This is a genomic window from Chloroflexota bacterium (genome assembly GCA_020850535.1).
GTDB lineage: Bacteria > Chloroflexota > UBA6077 > UBA6077 > JACCZL01 > JADZEM01.
Map to the genome: position 1 here is coordinate 73,666 of JADZEM010000016.1, position 19,526 is coordinate 93,191.

At 69.2% G+C, this 19,526-nt stretch carries 18 protein-coding genes; 7 read left to right on the top strand and 11 right to left on the bottom strand.

Translation table 11 applies throughout. From position 1 onward, the window contains the following. Nucleotides 1-25: 25 nt before the first annotated feature. From IT306_03110 to IT306_03125, 4 genes are all read right to left on the bottom strand, one after another. On the bottom strand, nucleotides 26-886 hold the full coding sequence (locus IT306_03110) for an inositol monophosphatase (GenBank protein MCC7367383.1): 861 nt from the start codon (nucleotides 884-886) through the stop codon (nucleotides 26-28). Between the two features lie 149 nt (nucleotides 887-1,035). Beyond that, nucleotides 1,036-1,839, bottom strand: a complete 804-nt coding sequence (locus tag IT306_03115; GenBank protein MCC7367384.1) for an endonuclease III — start codon at nucleotides 1,837-1,839, stop codon at nucleotides 1,036-1,038. Nucleotides 1,840-1,987: 148 nt separating this feature from the next. Further along, nucleotides 1,988-2,659 carry a PAS domain-containing protein gene (locus IT306_03120; GenBank protein ID MCC7367385.1) on the bottom strand — a complete coding sequence of 224 codons (672 nt, stop codon included), beginning with the start codon at nucleotides 2,657-2,659 and terminating at the stop codon, nucleotides 1,988-1,990. Nucleotides 2,660-2,830: 171 nt separating this feature from the next. Further along, nucleotides 2,831-4,090 (bottom strand): glycosyltransferase family 4 protein, encoded by a 1,260-nt coding sequence (locus IT306_03125; GenBank protein ID MCC7367386.1) that lies wholly within the window; start codon nucleotides 4,088-4,090, stop codon nucleotides 2,831-2,833. Between the two features lie 126 nt (nucleotides 4,091-4,216). Between IT306_03125 and IT306_03130 the strand changes: the two genes are divergently transcribed. Continuing rightward, nucleotides 4,217-5,398: a DNA double-strand break repair nuclease NurA gene (locus IT306_03130; GenBank protein MCC7367387.1), complete on the top strand. Its 1,182-nt coding sequence runs from the start codon at nucleotides 4,217-4,219 to the stop codon at nucleotides 5,396-5,398. A gap of 38 nt (nucleotides 5,399-5,436) precedes the next feature. Here the strand turns inward: IT306_03130 and IT306_03135 are convergent, their stop codons facing one another. Beyond that, nucleotides 5,437-6,234 (bottom strand): 2,4-dihydroxyhept-2-ene-1,7-dioic acid aldolase, encoded by a 798-nt coding sequence (locus IT306_03135; protein ID MCC7367388.1) that lies wholly within the window; start codon nucleotides 6,232-6,234, stop codon nucleotides 5,437-5,439. Nucleotides 6,235-6,739: 505 nt separating this feature from the next. Between IT306_03135 and IT306_03140 the strand changes: the two genes are divergently transcribed. The 6 genes from IT306_03140 to IT306_03165 all read left to right on the top strand — a co-directional run bounded on the left by IT306_03140 (nucleotide 6,740) and on the right by IT306_03165 (nucleotide 11,826). Beyond that, nucleotides 6,740-7,525 carry an HAD family hydrolase gene (locus tag IT306_03140; GenBank protein MCC7367389.1) on the top strand — a complete coding sequence of 262 codons (786 nt, stop codon included), beginning with the start codon at nucleotides 6,740-6,742 and terminating at the stop codon, nucleotides 7,523-7,525. A gap of 181 nt (nucleotides 7,526-7,706) precedes the next feature. Beyond that, complete coding sequence (locus tag IT306_03145; GenBank protein ID MCC7367390.1) at nucleotides 7,707-8,261, top strand: hypothetical protein; 555 nt, start codon at nucleotides 7,707-7,709, stop codon at nucleotides 8,259-8,261. Between the two features lie 378 nt (nucleotides 8,262-8,639). After that, nucleotides 8,640-8,777, top strand: a complete 138-nt coding sequence (locus IT306_03150) for a hypothetical protein (protein MCC7367391.1) — start codon at nucleotides 8,640-8,642, stop codon at nucleotides 8,775-8,777. 155 nt (nucleotides 8,778-8,932) lie between these two features. Next, nucleotides 8,933-9,640 (top strand): hypothetical protein, encoded by a 708-nt coding sequence (locus IT306_03155; protein MCC7367392.1) that lies wholly within the window; start codon nucleotides 8,933-8,935, stop codon nucleotides 9,638-9,640. Next, complete coding sequence (locus tag IT306_03160; GenBank protein MCC7367393.1) at nucleotides 9,637-10,386, top strand: cupin domain-containing protein; 750 nt, start codon at nucleotides 9,637-9,639, stop codon at nucleotides 10,384-10,386. Before IT306_03155 ends, IT306_03160 begins: the two co-directional genes overlap by 4 nt. Before the next feature lie 87 nt (nucleotides 10,387-10,473). Continuing rightward, nucleotides 10,474-11,826: an MFS transporter gene (locus IT306_03165; GenBank protein ID MCC7367394.1), complete on the top strand. Its 1,353-nt coding sequence runs from the start codon at nucleotides 10,474-10,476 to the stop codon at nucleotides 11,824-11,826. Here the strand turns inward: IT306_03165 and IT306_03170 are convergent. The 6 genes from IT306_03170 to IT306_03195 are packed head-to-tail and all read right to left on the bottom strand — an operon-like array spanning nucleotide 11,819 to nucleotide 18,527. Continuing rightward, on the bottom strand, nucleotides 11,819-13,564 hold the full coding sequence (locus tag IT306_03170; GenBank protein MCC7367395.1) for a hypothetical protein: 1,746 nt from the start codon (nucleotides 13,562-13,564) through the stop codon (nucleotides 11,819-11,821). The genes IT306_03165 and IT306_03170 overlap by 8 nt on opposite strands. An 18-nt stretch (nucleotides 13,565-13,582) precedes the next feature. Continuing rightward, nucleotides 13,583-14,896, bottom strand: a complete 1,314-nt coding sequence (locus IT306_03175; GenBank protein ID MCC7367396.1) for an amidohydrolase — start codon at nucleotides 14,894-14,896, stop codon at nucleotides 13,583-13,585. 49 nt (nucleotides 14,897-14,945) lie between these two features. Beyond that, a complete protein-coding gene (locus IT306_03180; GenBank protein MCC7367397.1) occupies nucleotides 14,946-15,845 on the bottom strand; it encodes an ABC transporter permease in 900 nt (299 codons plus the stop codon). Further along, complete coding sequence (locus IT306_03185; GenBank protein ID MCC7367398.1) at nucleotides 15,838-16,755, bottom strand: ABC transporter permease; 918 nt, start codon at nucleotides 16,753-16,755, stop codon at nucleotides 15,838-15,840. Before IT306_03185 ends, IT306_03180 begins: the two co-directional genes overlap by 8 nt. A gap of 13 nt (nucleotides 16,756-16,768) precedes the next feature. Next, on the bottom strand, nucleotides 16,769-17,683 hold the full coding sequence (locus tag IT306_03190; GenBank protein MCC7367399.1) for a phosphorylase: 915 nt from the start codon (nucleotides 17,681-17,683) through the stop codon (nucleotides 16,769-16,771). Continuing rightward, on the bottom strand, nucleotides 17,676-18,527 hold the full coding sequence (locus IT306_03195; protein MCC7367400.1) for an MTAP family purine nucleoside phosphorylase: 852 nt from the start codon (nucleotides 18,525-18,527) through the stop codon (nucleotides 17,676-17,678). The genes IT306_03190 and IT306_03195 overlap by 8 nt, the downstream gene beginning before the upstream one ends. Between the last annotated feature and the right edge of the window lie 999 nt (nucleotides 18,528-19,526).

Here is a 19,526-nt window from a genome sequence, read left to right on the forward strand (position 1 = left end):
CAGGGGTTCCTGAGCGGGCCGGGCGCTACCGGGAGCCGCCGGCCTCGACCTCTGCGAACATCTCCCGCAGCACCACGTCGCCCACCGCCGACTGCCCCAGGTCAAGCTCGGGCGTCACGGCGAGGTAGTAGGGCGAGAGCCACGGCCGGGCCGCCCAGGTGGCGTTGCCCTCTGGTACCAGATACCGCCCGCCGGCCTGCTGGATCAGCATGACGCCGGCCGCCACGTCCCAGGGGTTCGTGCCCATCCCGAAGGTGGCGTCGCCCCGCCCGCAGGCGACGTACGCCAGGTGCAGGGCCGTCGAGCCGAGCCGCCGCACCGCCCGGTACGGACGGATCAGCCGCTCGTACTGGTCCAGGTCGTTCGGGTCGAGCGGGCGGCCGGAGCGCGGGAACTCGGTCAACAGGGTGCAGCCGGAGTCGAGCACGCTGCCGGCGGCGCGCATCGGCTCGCCGTTCAGCGTCGCGCCGGCCGTCGAGGCCGCGAACAACTCGTCCTTGCTCGGATCGTAGATCACGCCGGCCAGCAGCTGATCCCCCAGGGCCGCCGCGATGGAGACGCAGAAGAACGGGACGCCCGCCACGAAGTTGTTGGTGCCATCAATCGGATCGACGTACCAGTGGACCGCGCCGCTCCCCTGCTGGCCATCCTCCTCGCCCACAATGGTCGAGTCAGGATGCTCGCGGAAGATGCGCTCGACGATCCGCCGCTCGGACTCGCGGTCGCACTCGGTGACGGGATCGAAGAAGCCCTTCTTCTCGGCGGCGATGGCGATGCGCCCGGCGAACGGCGCGAAGTAGGCCGCGGCGTCCTTCGCGGCGTCGGTGGCGATGGCCAGCAAGTGCCGTGAGAGGGCGTCCGTCTGCGCGTCCCGATCTGCGGTCATATGTGCTCCCAGCCCGGCCGCATCTCCCACTCGCGCGCACCGGCTCCGAGGGCGAAGTGTACGCGACGCTGGGAGCCGGCAGTCCCCGGCGAGGGGTGTGCAGCATCCCGGCGGGCAGCCGGCAGCGTGCCCGACGAGCAATCCACCCATCAACGGTGGGCGGTGACCCCGACCTTCTGGCACATGTCCCCGAGCGGGCAGACCGAGCAGCGCGGGGCCGTTCCGGTGCAGACGTGCTTGCCGAACGGCACCAGCAGACGGTTGATCTCCAGCCAGTACAGCCGGGGCAGGACCGCTTCGAGGGCCGCCATCGTCGTCTCGGGCGTGCGGGCCCGGACGTACCCCCAGCGATTCGTGATCCGGTGGACGTGGACGTCCACGCCGATGCCGGCCTGCCCGGTGGCGATGCCGAGCGCCAGCGCGGCGCACTTCGGCCCGATGCCCGGCAGCTTGAGGATCGCGTCCCGGTCTGGCGGCAGCGCACCAGCGTACTGGTCGAGCGCAACCTGGGCGATGGCGTGGATCTGGCCGGCCTTCGGCTCGTGGAAGGTACACGCGCCGATCAGCTTGTCGATCTCCGCGGGCGTGAGCCGAGCCATCTGGGCAGGGGTGTGCGCCGCCGAGAAGAGGCGACGCGCGGTCGGCAGCGTGACCTCTTCATAGGTACGGATCGAGATGATGCAGGCCACGAGCTGCTCGAAGAGGGAGGTGTGGCCCTCGTCGGCAAGCTGGAACATCGCCGCCTTCGGCAGGGGGCGGACAGCATCCCGCAGCCGCTCAACGGCCACGTCGATGTCGAACCGGCACGTGGGTGGCAGGTCGCGCGCAGCAGGAACGATCCGAGTGACGACTGCCTGTCCCCGATCCGATCGCAGGTTCATCTGCACCGAGTCAGGCGGAACTGGCTGACGATTGTCAGAAGTGGCGCTGCGGGCTGGCCTGCGGCGAGGCATCGGCGTGCTCCTGGCGGTTGCGTGGCCCCCTGTACGCAGGGAGCGTGCCTACTACGCAGGGAGCGTGCCTACGCGGCCTCGCCGGGGCATGAGCGCCTTTGGGCGTGATGGCCTTACGTCGCCCGCCTTCAGGCCTGGGCGCCCCGCCTCACGGGTGGCCGCCGCCGTCCGTCACGTCGGGGTCGTCGGGGTCCATCTCCAGCCGCGTCACCAGCCGCAGCTTCGACAGCGTCTCGGTGGCCTCGATCACGCCGCGCAGGGCTTCATCGACGCGGTCGCGCAGCTCGGGCGGCAGGCGCGGATCGAACGTCAGCAGCTCGACGTACCCCAGGGTCAACGCCAGCTGGTTGCCCATGAAGTGCTGCAGCCGGCGGGCGGCGAGCAGCACCTGCGAGAGCCGCTCCTCGTTGGCGGCGGCCTGGAGGGGGCCTGTCATGTCGTAGCGGACGCACAGCGCGCCGTTCACGGCCCCAGACGGGCCGACGGTCGGGCTGGCGGTCATCATCACCAGGCGGTCGCCGAGCGCGCGGTGCTCGATCAGCCGATCGACAAAGTGCCCGAGCCGCCCCGCCACAATCTCCGAGAGCGCGCGGCTCCAGCGGTCGCGGCGATCCGCGGGCACGTCGGCGAGCAGGCTGCGCCCGTCGATGGTGACCTCTTGCGGCCCAAAGCGGAACGTATCACCCTGGAGGTAGGCCAGCCAGGCGGCATTGGCGCGTCGATACTGCAGGCTGCTGTCGATCAGGCAGGCTGGGAAGCCTGCCTCGTCCAGCGTCTGCCAGCCACCTGCCAGATCGGGGTGCCCATCAGGATCGATCACGCTTCTCTCAGGCGCGAGGATGTGTCATGGCAGGATACAGGATGGCTGGCCGCCAGGAGCAGCCATCGCCTCCGGGCGCGCGGCAACGTACCAAGCATAACGCGAACACCGCGAGAATCGGGCCGGGCCAGCACACATCCCGCCCGGCGCGTCGACGCGCATCGCCGGGCGCTACCGGCGAGCCGCGGTTTGCCGCCAGAACTGGTCGAACGCCGGCAGCAGCGTCTGGGCGTCGTACAGACCGCGAACGTGCTCCCGCGCCCGTGCGCCCATCGCCGGCAACTCGCCGGCGCGCTCCAGGAGTGCCAGCACGCGCTCGGCGAACAGGTCCGGCCGCTCGACGGGCACAATCGTGCCGGTCTCACCCTGCAGCACGGTGTCGTGCGCGCCGCTCACATCGGTCGTGACGGATGGCACGCCGGCCGCGCCGGCCTCGGCCAGCACGCGGGCGTTCCCCTCGTAGCGGGAGGGGAGCACGAAGAGGTCGGCGGCGGCAAAGTGGCGCGGCACGTCGGGATACGGCACGATCCCCAGGAAGCGGACGGCGCGGCGGATGCCGAAATCGTCCACCATCCGCTCGGCGATGGGGCGCTCGGGGCCGTCGCCAGCGATGACGAGGCGGGCGCCAGGGCGGTGCGCTGCGACGGTCGCCATCGAGCGGATCAGCGTCGGGATGTCCTTCTGGAGCACCAGCCGCCCGACGAACAGCAGCAGCTCAGTCCCGTCCACGCCGAGCAGGTCAGTTCGCAACTGGCGGGCGGCCACAGCATCGACGGCATCGAACCGGCGGAAATCGGCGATCCAGCCCAGGTTGCTGACCTTCTCAGGGGCCACGCCCAGCCGCACCATCTTGGCGCGCTCGCGCTCGCTGACGACGCGCACGCTGTCCGCCGCGCGCACCAGCCACCGGCCGATGCGGTTGAGGGCGGGATTGATGCGGCGCTCGCGCAGCCAGTACGGGTTGTCGATCATGTCCCCGGCGATCTGCACCGAGAGCGGCAGGCCCAGCCGCGCACGCAGCAGCGTGCCGGCCAGCCCGCAGAGCATCGGATCCTCGGTGGAGACAAGGTCGAAGCCGAAGCGGCGATGCAACGCGCTGCCGATCAGGTACGCATCGTGGGTGAACGCCGCCCGGTTACGTGAGGCGCTCGGATGGACCACGAAGCTGCCGCCGTGCGGGATGGCGCGCCGTGAGCCGCCGATGCTCCGCACGATCATCCGGTACTGGTCGAGGATGCTCGCGTACTGAAGCTGGCGCTGGTGGGCGTCCCCGAAGGCGACGTCGGCGGGCTGGAGCAGCGACGGATCGGTGCCGATGGCCAGCACCCGCAGCGGGCGGCCTGACGCGAGATCGGCCCCTGCCGTGAACGGGTTCGTGATGTGGGAGAGCAGCGGACGCCCCCTTCGCGGTCTTCTCAGCGCGCCGAGCACGCCGTATACTGGCGGCAGCGCGTATGAGACATCTGTTCGAATTCTGTCACCCCGGGCCTCTGCGCACCACGGTGGGGATTCTGGCCCACGCCTCGGTGCGGCGTCTAGTGCCGAAGAGAGGGCCACATGACGCTTGATCTCCTGAAAGTCGGGCCGCAGATGGCCGAGATGGCGCGCGCCTCGGGGGCGTACCTCCGCGGGCGCGGGCCGCGCATCGAGGAGGCGCAGGCCGTGCTGGCCCGGCTGGCCCCGCGCTGGATGGACCTGGAGGAGCTGGCTGCGAGCGCTGAGCGCCGCCTGCCGCGTCCGCAGGAGCCGCTCGACGCCCGCCACCCGGGCATCCCACTGCCGCCCGAGCACGTCGTCATCGCCACGGACGGCTCGCAGATCGAGCCGGACCGCCACGCGATGTCGGACTTCTTCCTGCTGAACGTCGGGTGGGCGGTCCTGCGCTACGGTCCGCAGCCGTTCGCGGAGCTGGCGAGCGAGCCGACGCTCTACTTCAAGCCTGAGGATACGGCGATCACCTACAGCGGCCCCCACGGGACGCGCCGTGTGCCGATCCAGGACCGTCACCTGAGCGCGAAGCGCTCGGTGCTCGAGATCACCCAGGCGGCGACGCTGGCGGACCGCTGGCGGGATGATCCCATCGATCTGGCGGTGCTGGCCGACGGTACGCTGGCGCTCTGGGTGCTGGAAGAGCGGCCGGACGATTTTCTTCGCAAGGCGCTGGTAGCGCCCTACGTCGAGCAGTTGAAGCGGCTGCGAGCGCTTGGCCGGCCGCTGGCCAGCTACATCAGCCGGCCGCGCAGCCAGGACGTGGTGGTCTTACTGCGCGAGGGCGGGTGCGTCGGGCCGTTCGGCGGGTGCTCGCCGTGCGGCGACGGCGGCGACGAGCCGTGCGTCTTCGAGCGGCTCCCAGACCGCGAGCTGTTTGGGCTGCTCGGGCCAGGAGAGCGCTCGGCGCTGTTCCAGATGACGCTGCCGGCGGGCCTGACCGAGTTCTACGAGGATCTGGTGCCCTGCTTCTTCTACCTGAACGTCGGCACGGAGATCGCGCGGATCGAGGTGCCGCCCTGGACAGCCGACGACCCCGATCAGCTTGCGCTGGTGCAGTCGGTCATCCTCGACCAGTGCCAGAAGGGGCTGGGCTACCCGAACGTGCTGGCCCGCGCGGACAAGCAGGCCGTGGTGACGGCGCAGGATCGGCACGCCTTCGAGTATCTGCGAGACGCGGTGCTGGCCCGCGAGGGCATCGCCGTGCGAGCCTCGGAGAAGCTGCACAGCAAACGAGTCTGGGCGGTGTAGAGGCCCTCACCCGCGCGGGTGAGGGCCTCCGCTGGGGTTCAGGCGTAAGGCGAGCCGCCGCCGGCGGCCGGGGCCGAGCCGCGCAGGTCGGCAACGGCCTTGCGCGCCGCCGCGCCCACGAACCCGCCGTCCGAGCCGAGCGGGCACAGGTTGAAGCCCTGCTTGTACCGACGGATCACTTCCTCGGGGCCGGTCGTGTGGATGCCGGCCATCAGCCCGTGCTTCTTGGCGGTGTCCACGATCTTCTGGACCGCCTCGATGTGCCGCGGGGCATCGTGGTCGAGCTTCGGCTCGAGGCCCATCGTGATGGCGAGGTCGGACGGGCCGATGTAGAAGCCGTCCACGCCGGGCGTCGTCGCGATCTCCTCCAGGTTCTCGATGGCCTGGGTCGTCTCGATCATGACGAAGCAGAGGATGTCGCTGTTAGCGTTGGCGAAGTAGTCGGTGCCCGCGTAGAACCGCGCGCGGTTCGCGCCGTTCGAGCGGTAGCCCATCGGGAAGTACTTGCAGGCGCCCGCGGCCTTCTCGGCCTCGGCCCGGCTGTTGACCATCGGGACGATCACGCCGTACGCGCCAGCGTCGAGCACGTACTGGATGTAGATCGGATCGTTCCAGGGGACGCGGACCAGCGGGGTCACGTCGGTGGTGCTGAGGGTCTGGAGAGCCAGGACGGCGCGATCCGGTCCGATGCCCATGCCGTGCTGCATGTCGAGCACGATGGCGTCGAAGCCGGAGTTGGCCATCGTCTCGACGATGTAGGTGTCCGGGCTGCCCAGCCAGCCGACTGCAAGCTGCTTCTTCTCCTGGAAGAACTGCTTGACCTTGTTCGGGCGCATCTCAATCCTCCTTGATGGACCGCGCCACCATCGGTCTGGCGGCAGCGCGCGGCCCCATAGGATAGCCTAGCGGGGTCGTGGGTCGTGGGTCGTGGGTCGTGGGTCGTGGGTCGTGGGTCGTGGGTCGTGGGTCGTGGGTCGTGGGTCGTGGGTCGTGGGTCGTGGGAGCGTATCGGCTGCCGCGCGCCGCTGCATCGTCATAAGCACGCAACTCCCCATGTCATCCTGAGCGCAGCGAAGGACCTCACCCGCTGACCGTCGTCTCGCGCGTTACCCTCCGAGCGTCAACCCCCGCGTCACCCGCTGACCGTCAACGTTCGCGTCAGTGGGTGAGGTCCTTCGCTGCGCTCAGGATGACAATTGCAGCTTGCATGTTTTCACAATCGTCCACGACCCGTGATCCTCGGCCCACGACCCCCGCTCCGCGATGCTGGCTTGCCGCGCCCCCGCCCGGGTATCCTGCCGCGCAACCGGGCGTCGCCCGTTGTGCCGAGGAGCAGCCCCGATGAGTCAGCCGCCGAACGTCCACGTGCATGCACCCTGGCGGCCGCTGCGCGCCGTCACGCTCGACCTCTGGGGCACGCTGATCGACTCGCGCGACCCCATCGGCAAGATCGAGCGGCGACGCGAGATGCTACTGACGGCGATCCGCGGCGCGGGCTACCCGCTGGAGCTGGAGCAGTTGCGCGGCGGCTTCCGCGCAGCCCGGCGGATCATCGACGAGGGCATCGCCCTGGACAACCACGACGTCGGGCCGCCCGGCCGCTGGCAGGAGCTGATGCGGCAGCTGAGCATCCCGCCGGAGGCCGTCCCGTTCGACCTCGTGACCGCCGCCTACGAGGATCTGACGGTCGAGTTCCTCCCGAACCTCCTGGACGGCGTCAAGGAAGCGGTCGAGCGGCTGGCAAGTACCTATCAGCTCGCGCTGATCTGCAACACGGGGTACACCGGCGGGCGGGTGCTGCGGCAGGTGCTGGCCCAGCATGGGCTGATCGGCTATTTCGAGACGCTGACCTTCTCGAACGAGCACGGCTGGCTCAAGCCGGACACCCGGATCTTCCACGACACCCTCAAGGATCTGGGCGTCCCGCCGGAGAACGCCCTGCACATCGGGGACACTGAGAGCATGGACATCGTGGGCGCAAAGGCGTCCGGGATGTACTCGGCCCGCTACCTGCCCGAGGGCGACAACGACGGCGCCATCACCAGCCATGCTGACCTGCTCTTCTTCGACTGGTCCGAGCTGCCCGCGCTGCTGGAGATCCGTCAGCGCGGCGAGCCTGGCGGCTGACCATCGCGGCCCCGGCGGCCCTGCCCGCGCGGTAAAGGGATGAGCGCGGCCAGCCAAGATTGGGGTGCAACGAAACGGGTGTGCAACGGCCCGGCAACGGCAGGGCTGTAGCATCCACGCTCATACGCCTTGACGATGTGCCCTGAGCGTTCTGTGAGACGAGCTGAAGAGGAGCGACGCGATGCCTGCACCGTCGAACAACCCGAACGATGCCTACCCACACGATGGTACGTTCACGCCTGAGCCGACGACGCCGGTCGTCGTGGCCGCGCCGGTGACGGCGTCCTCACCCGACGACCTCGCGATGCGCCTGGGGCAGTTCATCCTGGACCAGCTGCCGTACAGCGCCGAGGTGGCGTTCCCGGCCCTCGAAGTGCCCTCGCCGGACCCGTTCCCCAACCCGCTGCCGAGCCCGGCGCCGGTCCCGGCCGTCGCGCCGAAGGGGTACCACGCCAAGGCCCCCGTCGAGATCGACGGCGCATACGCCGAGAGCAACGCCGACCGTCCCTTCCTGACGACGACCTTCGTGTCAGGGGGCAGCGTCGCGGACTGGGATCTGGGCGACAACGGGCGCGGCAAGCTCAAGTACTGGGAAACGAACGATGCGTATCACCAGGTCACCAAGTCGATGCGTATCTGGTACACGTACACCTCGCCCAACCTGAAGAACCCGGACGGCACGCCGAAGGTCGTCGGGTCGTGGCTGCTGATCGGGTACGTCGGGAACGGCCACTGACCGCCGCCAGCGGGTACGTCCACCGCCTCATCCGTCTCAAAGCTGCACGAGCTGGCAGGTCGTCCCCCTGGGCATCGGCGCAGGGGGAAGGCCCATCGGTTCGATCGTGATGCGAGTGGGGAGCCCCATCCGGCCGGCCGGATGGGGCTCCTTCGCGTCCGCGCTGGCTATGGACAGCGGACACGCTGGCCGCACCGGATTGACGCCCGAGCGGGTCCGGCGCACGACGAGGCCGCCGGGGTGTTTCGGCGCCAACCTTCGCAATGTCGGGCGGGCGGCAGCCAGCCCCTGGCTGCCCAGGCGATCATGACGGTGCGCCGCGGGACACAGAGCCCGCCGCAAGCGGCCAGAACGGCCGGCAGAAAAGGGAGAACGTCGATGTTCGCAGAGTCTGGCGCGCCCCGTGGTCCAGTGTGCTTCATCCCGCGTGGCCCGGTCTGTTTCATCCCGCGTGGCCCGGTCTGCTTCATTCCGCGTGGCCCGGTCTGCTTCATTCCGCGCGGGCCGGTCTGCTAGGCAGACCGGCGCCTGCCGCCTGGCATCCGATGCCGCGTCGGGGCCTCGGCCACTTCAGGCCGAGGTCCCGCCATCTGTCACGCCGACATGTCGCGCGGCGGCGTCCATCGCTCAGACCAACGCCCCACCCCGAAGGGGCCGCGAGGAGAACGGTGATGGCTGACGAATCAACACAACTGGCCGCCCGCCGCGTGCTGATCGGCGTCTCTGGCTCGATCGCCTCGGTGACGACGCCGCAGTCGATCCTCTACCTGCGTCACGAGCTCGGCCTTGACGTGCGCGTCGTGATGACCCGTCAGGCCGCCACGATGGTGACGCCACGAGCGCTCGCCGTTGCGTCCGGTGCGCCGGTGGCCCTCGACGACGCCGTCGACCCGGGCGGTCCGACCGTCACCCACATGGAGCTATCCCGCTGGGCCGACCTGATGCTGGTGCTGCCGGCCAGCGCGAACTCCCTGGCACGCGCCGCGCACGGCATCGCCGACGACTTGCTCACGACCTGCATCGTCGCGGCGTCCGGCCCCGTCATCTTCGTGCCGGGCATGAACGAGATCATGTGGAGGAAGCCCGCCGTTCAGCGCAATGTGGCGCAGCTTCGAGCGGATGGGTATGGCGTGATCGATCCGGTCGAGGGGCTTGCCGTCGCGAATGGCCGGCCGACCGTCGGCGCGATGCCTGAGATCGACGAGATCGTCGCCTGGATCGCGCGGTTCCTGGGGGAGCGCGAGTCGGGCCGCACCGAGTCAGCCGATCTGATGGCGGCTCCAACGCCGTTCGCACCGGCGGCGGCACCGGCGGCGACGACCGACCAGACACCGCCGCGGGCTCGGCAGACACAGCCGCAGGCCCGGGAGGTGGCGTGATGCGTCCGATGGCGTTGCTCCGTGTTGCCGCGCTGGCCGCTGCCCTGCTCGTCGTGCCCGCGGGCGCTGCTGCCTACGGCGAGGCCACCCACACCACCATCACCATCGAGCGCCGCATGGCAGCCGATGACTCGCCGCCGCTGGCCGATCTGTATCAGTCAGTGCTGTCCTTCGAGCCGGGTAGTTGGACGGCGCTGCACGCCCACACCGGCGGCAGCTACAACACGGTGCTGCGCGGGAGTGTCACCCTCCGCATCGGCGACACGGACCGGACGTTTGGTCCGGGCGAAGGCTGGTCCGACGAGCCGGGCGTCCTGCATGTGGCGGGCAACGTCGGCGACGTGCCCGCCGAGCTGATCGCCACAATGGTCGTGGAGCGGGGCATCCCACCGGCCCGCATCGTCGAGACCGACGAGGACACCGCCCCGCCGGTGCCGGACGCCCTGGCGATGACGAAGAGCCTGTCCGTCCTGCCGGCGGGGCCGCTGGACGTGCTGGAGCAGTCAGTTACGCTGGACCCGAGCGCGGAGGTCGCGCTGCCGATCCCGCAGGGGCCGCGTCTGGTGGGCGTGCTCGACGGCAGTCTGACCGTCACCATCGACGGCGTGGCCCATGCCTTTGAGGCGGGCGGCGGCTGGTCCGAGCCGATGGGGGCGTCCTATGCCTACGTCACCGGGGAGCAGGGCGTCCGCCTCGCGATGACGACCCTGATTCCGCGTCAGGCGTCGCTGACGGCCGGCCGGTAGCGCCGCCGCCGGGGGACGACAGCGATGCAGCGGCTCGGTGTGTGGCTCGCGGGTCTCCGCGCTGTCCGCCTGGATGGCCGGCACGGCATGGCGACCTTCAGCGTGATCTGGCTCGGACAGGTCGTCTCGATGGTCGGATCCGGCCTGACCGAGTTCGGCCTTGGCGTCTGGGTCTTCCAGCGGACCGGGGCTGCCACCGACTATGCGCTGATCGCGCTCTGCATCAGCCTGCCGCAGGTGCTGGTCGCGCCGCTGGCGGGCACCATCGTCGACCGCGCAGACCGCCGCCGCGTGATGCTGCTCGCCGACTGTGGCGCGGCGCTGAGCACCCTGGTCGTCGCGGCGCTCGCCTGGGGCGGTCAACTGCAGACATGGCACGTCTACGCAACCGTCCTGGCAACGTCGACCTGTGCCGCCCTCCAGTATCCCGCCTATGCCGCGCTGATGGCGCGGCTCGTTCCTACCAGGCACCTCGGCCGGGCGAACGGCATGGTCGAGATGGCATGGTCTGGCAGCCTGATCGTCGCGCCACTGCTCGCCGCCGCGCTGATCTCGTGGGTGTCGCTGCCGGGGCTGCTCCTGGTCGACCTGGCGACCTTCGGCGTGGGCGTGGCGACGCTGATGCTGGCGCGCATCCCGGGCGGCGCGCGGCCAGAGCCTGTGCAGGCCGCGTCCCACCATCGGGCCGGCCTGATGGCCGAGCTTCGTGAGGGCTGGGGCTTCATCGCGGAACGTCCGGGGCTGCGCGGCCTGCTGGTGTTCTCGACGCTCGTCAGTCTGAGCGCCGGCACGTTCAACGCCCTGTTCGCCCCGATGATCCTCAGCACGGAGTCCGCCTCGGTGCTGGGCGGACTGGCGTCGGCGGGCGGCTGCGGCATGCTGGCCGGCGGCCTCTTGCTGACCGCCTGGGGCGGGCCACGCCGCCGACTGCTCGGCGCGTGCGGCGCGAGCATCCTGCTCGGCCTCGCGATGGTGACCATCGGATGGCATCCGACCTGGATCGTGCTGGCGCTGGCCGTCGGCCTCTATTTCGGGACGTTGCCGTTCGTGAACGGCTGCGAACAGACGATCTGGCAGGCTGCGACGCCAGACGGATTGCAGGGGCGGGTGCTCTCCGTCCGGCGAGCGGTCGAGCATGGCGCGGCGATGCTGGCGTACCTTGCGGCCGGACCACTGGCCGACCGCGTGCTTGAGCCGTTGCTGGCTTCGTCTGGCACGCTCGCTTCGAGCGTTGGCGTCTGGATCGGGACCGGGCCGGGGCGCGGCATCGGGCTGCTGCTCGTGGTGATGGGGCTGCTTGCGGTAGCGACGGCGCTGGCGGCCGTGCGCTCGCGGCGGCTGCGCTCGTTGGAGGACGCAGGGGAGACGTCAGCCTCTCGCGTGGGCAGTCCGGTCCCGCAGCCTGAGTGCGTCGTGCAGCTAAACGCGTCGCTCAGCTGAACGTCGCGTTCCACAGCTCGATCACCGAGTCTGGCTTCGGCGTCCAGTTGAGGTTCTTGCGGGCCGCGTAGGTGTCTGGCAACTGATACAGGAAGATGTGGGTCGCGAGGTCGTTGGAGAGCTTGCCGACCTGCTTGTACAGCTCGGCCCGCTTCGCCGGGTCGATGGCCTCGCGGGCGGCCAGCACCGTCTTATCCAGCTCGTCGTCCTTGATGTACCCCTGGAACTGGCTTGAGACGAGGTTCGAGAAGGCGTACCCATCCACCTCGGGGTAGTCGCCGCGCCAGCCGCCGTACCAGATGCCGTCACGGCCCTTGTTGTTCGACCACTGCGCGAAGACGCCGTTCTCCATCGTCCGCACGCTGGCGTCGATCCCCACCGCCTTCAGGTAGCCGACGATAGCCTCGCTGGCGTCCTTGTCGTTCAAGGTGTTGTTGATGCGGGTCGTCAGCACCAGCTGCATGGTCGAGGCACCGGCCTCGGCCAGCAGCGCCCTGGCCTTGGCCGGATCGTACGGGTAGACCGGCAGGCTGGCGTCGTAGCCGAAGACCTCGGGCACGGCCAGGCTGTTGATGGTCTTGCCCATGCCGCCGAAGATGCCCTTGACGATCGCTTCGCGGTCCACGGCGTAGTTCAACGCCTGGCGGACCCGCTTGTCCTGGAGCGGCCCCGGCTGGATCGCGTTGATGCCGACGACGATGGCCCAGAGGCTCGGCTGGACGTAGGTCTTGGTGTCGCCAGCGTTGAGGGCGGCCATCTCCTGCGGGGGCGGGTTGATGATCAGGTCTACGCCGCCAGAGCGCAGCTCGGCCACGCGGGTGGCGTTCTCGGGGATCGGGCGGATGATGACCCGCTTGACCTTCGCCTTCTCGCCCCAGTAGTCCGGGTTCGCCTCCAGGGTGATGTGGTCGTCCTTCACCCACTCGACGAACTTGTACGGCCCCGTCCCAATCGGGTTCTTGGCGACCTCGGCGTCGCCCTTGTCCTGGACGTACTTCGGCGGGACCGGCATCGCCCCGAACCCGACCAGCGTGTACGGCAGCAGCGCGAACGGCTGGGCTGTGCTGAACACGACGGTGCTCGGGTCTGGCGCGTCCACCCTGGTGATCGCGGCGATCTTCGAGCGCGTCGGCGACTTCTGGTCCGGGTTCAGCGTCCGCTCGATGCTGAACTTGACGGCTGCCGAGTCGAACGGCTCGCCGTTGTGGAACGTGACGCCCTGCCGCAGCTTGAACGTCCAGCTCTTGCCGTCCGGGGAGACCTCCCAGGTCGTGGCGAGCATCGGCTGGAGCTTGCCCTGCGCGTCCAGGTACACCAGCGAGTCGAAGATGTGCATCAGCGTGGTGTTGTTCTGGATCAGCGAGTGCATCGGCGGGTCGAGCGAGATCGCATCCTGCGTCTGCGCGAAGATCAACGTGTCCTTCGTGGAGGCCGTGCCGGACGGCTTGGAGGCCGGCGCGGCGGCGGCGGCCGGCGAGGCTGCTGGAGACGCGGCAGCGGCCGGCGACGCCCCCACAGCGGGTGATGTCGCTGCCGCCGGGGAGGCCGCGGCGGCCGGGGATGGAGCGGCTGCCGCCGGAGAGGGTGCGGCCACCGAGGCCGGCTGGGCCGTCGCCACCGGCTTCTCGGTCGGCTTGGCGGCTGGCGCGGCGGCCGGCGGGGCCGAGCAGGCGGCCATCAGGCCGAGCGCCATGGTGCTCGCGCCGGCCAGGAAGTGTCGTCGATTGATTCGCTGCATGTGCTGTCTCCAGTTGAACTACGTCTCGCCGCGCTCGCGCCGCGCGAAGTGCGCCCGCGCCGCCGCCTGGATGCCTGGCTCGTCCACCCGCGTGAACGCGCCGTCTTCGTAGACCACCTCGCCGTTGACCATGACGAGCTGGACCTGCTCCGGGCGCGTCGCCCAGACCAGATCGGAGCGCACCCGCGCAGGGGTCAGCCCGCGCGGATGCTCCAGTGCGACCAGTTGGATGTCGGCCCGCTTGCCGACCTCCAGCGATCCCAGGTCGTCTTCGAGGCCGACAACCCTCGCCGCCTCGCGCGTTGCCATCGCCAGGGCGTCGCGCGCCGTCAGTTGGCGGGCGTTGTGGCTGGTCGCCCGCTGCAACAGCAGCGAGACCTTCATCTCTTCCCAGATGTTGAGCGTGTTGTTGCTGACGGTGCTGTCCGTCCCAAGGCCCACCGGCACGCCCTGCGCCCGGAACCGGGTCACCGGGGCGACGCCGCTCGCCAGCTTGCCGTTGCTGATCGGGCAGTGGGCCACGCTCGCGCCGCTGGCCGCCAGTATCGGGATCTCGTCCTCGGAGATCCAGACGGCGTGGTTGAGGATCGTTCGCCGGTCCAGCAGTCCGAGATCGTGGGCCAGCCGCAGCGGCGTCGTGCCGTGGCGCTGCTGGATGATGTCCATCTCGTCCTGGCACTCGGCGAGGTGGATGTCGAACAGCAGCCCGAGGCGGTCGGCCTCCTGCTTGACCTTGCGCAGCAAGCCAGGCGTACACGAGTACGGCGAGTGCGCGCCCAGGAAGTAGCGCGTCATCAGGGTGTCGTCCTGGGGCGCCTGGGCCATCGCGCGCTCGGTGTCCTGGACGATAACCGGCCAGTTGCCGGCCCCTGGCCGCAGCTCTTCGGAGTTGGCCATCGCGCCGCTCAGGCAGCGCTGCCCGATCTCCCGCGCGATCTTCGCGTAGAGGTACGGCTCGCGCCGGCCGCACTCCACGACGTAGGTGATGCCGCCCCGGACCATCTCGAACGCGCCGAGGTACGCCGAGTACACCGCGTCGTCGGGGTGCGGCGTGCGGACCCGCGCGCCATCCAGGAGCCAGGGAAACAGCTCCAGGTCGTCAGAGTCCGCCCGGTTGGCCGAGAGGGTGGCGTGAGCGTGGCAGTTGATGAACCCGGGCAGGGCGACCATGCCATGCGCGTCGATCACCCGGTCCACGAAGCGTCCAGCCAGGGCGTCGCCCGCGCCCACCTCCACGATCCGGCTATCCTCGATCAAGATCGCACCGTCGTGCACCATCGTTTCAGCAGCGTCGGAGACGTACACGAAGACGTTGGCGATCAGCGTCCGCATGGCCACCCCCTGGCAGCTACGTCCAAGATGACCTCACCACCTGACCCGCTCACCCGCCGCGCCCTCGGCTGACCGGGTCCAGCACGTCGCGCAGCCAGTCGCCCATCAGGTTGATCGACATCACCGTGATGGCGATGAACACGCCCGGCCAGGTGGCGATCCACCAGGCGGTTGTCAGGTACTCGCGGCCGTCCGCCACCATCCCACCCCAGGAGGGCGTGGGCGGCTGGACGCCCAGCCCCAGGAAGCTGAGGCTCGCCTCGCTGAGGATCGCCCGCGCGATCTCGAACGTCCCGATCACGATGGCCGAGGTCGAGACGTTCGGCAGGATGTGCCGTCGCAGCAGCAGCCCGTCCGACGCCCCGAGCGCCCGCGCCGCCAGGACGTAGTCGCGTCCACGGACGGCCAGCACCTCGCCGCGCACCACCCTGGCGTACATGATCCACGAGGTCAGCCCGAGCACCAGGATCACCTTGCTCAGCCCGGCCCCGAGCACCGACATGATCGAGATCGCCAGGATCAGGAACGGGATGCTCAACTGGAGGTCGGCCAGCCGCGTGATGATCGCGTCCACCTTCCGACCGTAGAAGCCGGCCAGCAGCCCGAGCAGCGTGCCGAGCGTCCCGCCGATGGCCATCGAGCAGATGCCGACCACCAGCGAGACCCGCGCGCCGAAGATCACCCGACTCAGGAGATCGCGGCCCAGGGCGTCGGTGCCGAGCAGGTAGAAACCGCCCTCGGCGGTGCTGGCCGGCGGCAGCGCCCGGACCGCCAGCGACGGCGCTTCGGCGTCGTGGGGGGCGACCAGCGGCGCGAGGATGCCAGCCAGGACGATCAGCCCCAGCACGCCGACGGCGAACGTCGGCGGCGCAGGCCGACGCCGAGGCCGGCGGGCTGGCTCGGCCGGCGTGACGACGGCGGACGTTGCCGCGGTCGCGGCGCTACTCATAGCGCACCCGCGGATCGAGCAGCGTGTACGCCAGATCGACGGTCAGGTTGATCGCCAGCACCACCAGCGAGATCAGCACCACGAACGCCTGCACGACCGCCACGTCTCGGTTCGAGATCGACTGGTAGACCAGCCGCCCCAGTCCCGGGTAGGCGAACACCTGCTCCACGATCACCGCCCCGCCCAGCAGGTAGCCTGCGCTCAGCCCGACGACCGTGACCACGGGGATCGCGGCGTTCTTGAGCGCGTGCCGGACCACGATGGCGCGCTCGGCCAGGCCCTTGGCACGGGCCGTCCGCACGTAGTCGGCGTTCATGACGTCGAGCATGTTGCTGCGGAGGAGCCGCGCCACCAGCGCCATCGTGTAGCAACTGAGGGTCAGGCCGGGCAGGATCAGGTGGGCGACCGTCCCGCCGCCGGAGACGGGCAACAGCCTCAACCCGACGCTGAACAGCAGGATCAGCATCAGCCCGAGCCAGAACGCTGGCACGCACTGGCCGGCCAGCGCCAGCACCATCGCCACGCGGTCGAAGAGCGAGTTGCGCTTGACCCCAGCGATCAGCCCGGCCGGCACGCCGACCGCCAGGGCCATCGCCAGGGCCGTGACGGCCAGCGCCAGCGTGGCCGGCAGCCGCTCGACGACCAGCCCCATGGCCGGCTGCTGGAAGCGCAGCGAGTTGCCGAAGTCGCCCTGCACCGCCTTCACCACGAAGTCGACGTACTGGACGAGCAGCGGCCGGTCGAGGCCCATCGCCGCGCGGAAGCGGTCGCGGTCCTCCTGGCTGGCGTCGAGCGGCAACAGCAAGGCGGCCGGATCGCCCGTCAGGTGGACCAGCATGAAGGACAGCAGCGACACGCCGAACACGACGAAGACGGCCTGACTCAGCCGTTCGAGGATGATGCGGCTCACCTGCTCGTCTGCCTCACTTGTCGGGGTAGTTGACCACGCCCGGCGGGCGCGGCGTGCAGTAGGCGGCACAGCCGCACTCGGGGGGCAGCGGCGCGCGCTTGAGCACATCCAGCAGGATCTGCCCCATCCTCGGCGCGATGGAGTCGCTCTCCTGCCAGACGCTGTCGTGGTCCCAGTCCTCGATCAGCCCCTCGCCGTAGTTGCTGACGAGGTACAGCCCGGCGTAGCAGATCCCCAGCGCCCGCGCGAGGTAGATCGTCGGGATGACGCTGTAGCCGACGATGTCGCCGCCAAGCTGCCGGTACACCTGGATCTCGGCCGGCGACTCAAAGCGGGTGCCGTGGCTGACGGCGTAGACGCCGCGCCGGAAGACCCGGTTCGGGGTCGAGGCGCGGGCCGTCTCGACGATCTGCTTCCGCAGGGAGGGGCAGTACGGCTCGCGCATCCGCACGAGCTTGCCCTCCAGCGGCGCTACGCTCGCTTCCTTGAAGAAGTCGATGAAGTCGTGGCAGACCACCAGATCGCCGGGGTCGAGCAGCGGGTTGAGGCTGCCCATGTTGTCGTCGGTGACGATGCGCTGGACGCCCGCCGCCGCGAAGACGTGGAACGCCGCCTCCGTGTCCTGCCGCCGGGTCGCTCCCGAGCGCACGCCCAGATAGCGCAGGTAGAGGACATCTACCGTGCCGCCGCCGACCTCTGGCGCACGCGTCAGCCGCAGATGCTTGAACGGCGCGCTGATGCCGGACGGCGTCTGGTAGACGAGGTCCGTGGCCACGACCTCGACATCGGGATCGGTCAGGTCGTGCGGGAAGCGCAGCGCCCGGGTGACCGCCCCGCCGATCATCGCCAGCGGCGCTCTCGGCGGATCGAGCGGCAGCACCGGCCGTCCCTCTGGGTCGTGGGCTGGGGTTGAGGCCGGCTCAGGCATCCTCAGGCACCCCTGGCGGCGGTCGATGCACGAAGTCCGGCATCGGGCCGTTCAGCGCGCCCTTCAGTGCGTCGCCGCAGCCGCAGCCACGGTCGGTCGGGATCCTGTCCAGCGCCAGGGCGATCGCCTGCTCGACGTTGGTGTGGAGGATGCCGGAGTAGTAGAAGTCGGACATGCTGCCTTCGCCGGTCTGGATGACCGCCGGCGCAAGGCCTGAGCCGTAGTTGATGATCGGCGCAATCGAGGCGAAGCACAGGCCGGCCTCGCGCGCGAACACGACCTCCGGCACGAGCGGCGTCCCGATGATGTCCGCGCCCCAGCGGTGGTACATCCGAATCTCGGAGGGCGTCTCGAAGCGCGGCCCCTCGACGCAGATGAACGTGCCGCCGTCCTGCGCCCGCCCGAAGACGGTCCGCGTGCCGGCCACCAGCGCCCGCCGCATCTCCGGGCAGAACGGCTCGGTCATGTCCACGCGGACCCACGACCGATCGGTGTCGTAGAGGGTGAGCGGGCGGTTCTTGGTCAGGTCGATGAAGTCGTCGGAGATGACCACGTCGCCCGGCTGGAGCATCGGGTTGACGGAGCCGATGGCGTTCTGCGACACGATCCGCTCGACGCCAAGCTCGCGCAGCGCCCAGAGATTCGCGCGGAAGTTGATGTGGTGGCTGGCGGTGTTGCGCCGCGGGCCGTACCGCATCAGCCCGGCCACGCGGTGCCCGCCGAGCGTGCCGATGGTGATCGGGGTATCGCCCCACGGCGTCTTCACAAGAATGTCGCGTGCATCCGCAAAGTAGCCGTCAGAGATCTGGCTCGTGATGATCGCCAGTCGGATCAGTTCCGGCACCGTCTCGCTCCGTCCGCGCTATGCTCTCGAAGAGGGTACGGTGGCCCAGTATACGAGCGCATCAGGAGGCGCAGCTAGAACCCACGGTCCAGGATTGTGCACCGTGACCGGATCGAGAGGGGCTTGCCAAAGGCCGAGGACGATCAATAAGAAACCATCTCAGGCCGACACAGCCGCGACGCAAGGTCCGTGACCTCTCAACGTCGCGACACGGCCTGTTCCCGAGACGCCCGAATTCGTGCAAACGAGCAGTCCGGAGGCCTCAAGTCCGTAGCCAGTTCACGATCTACGTGCCAGTCTGAGATAGTCTCTTCGCGTATCAAGCATTCCGTGCACTTGACGGGTGAACTTTTGGATCCAATGATGAGCTTGATTCCGCCCCTCCCCCAGAGTGTCGCCAGACTCGCATGGGTTCAGTTCAGGGCATGACCGTGGCAATCGTCGGCTGCCCGCGACTACAGGAATCCTCATAGCCATCAGCGTGCCCGAGCGCCAATAGACGGATTCGCATACTATCTACACCCAACGTCAGTATTGACACACTCAACACCTACCGCATACTGCGTATGCGGACACGCGCGGGATACTTCGATTGTGGTTGGCTAAATGAGCAGCCTCATGTTCCTGCCATGGATACGACAAGAGCGATACCGTTAGGATACTGTAGTGAGACAGAAGTCATTCGTGCGACTGCTTGTTTGCGGTGCCTTAGGTCTTGCCGCGACAGCCGCACTCTATACGACCAGCCGGGGAGGCCTGTCGAGCCAGACATCTCCGGTACAAATTGCAGATGCCACTGCCATCGCAACACAGGTTGCGGCAACCGCAAGTGTGCCGAATCGTTCGCCGGATGTTCTCATTGATTCGCCCTTTACCGTGTCTGGCAGAACATCTCTCGGCATCTGTGCGCAAGACATGGCGGGCGCTGCCCTGACCCCAGACGATATGGTTATCCGTTTGACTGAATCGATACAAGATCTCCAGCGCGATCCACTGTGG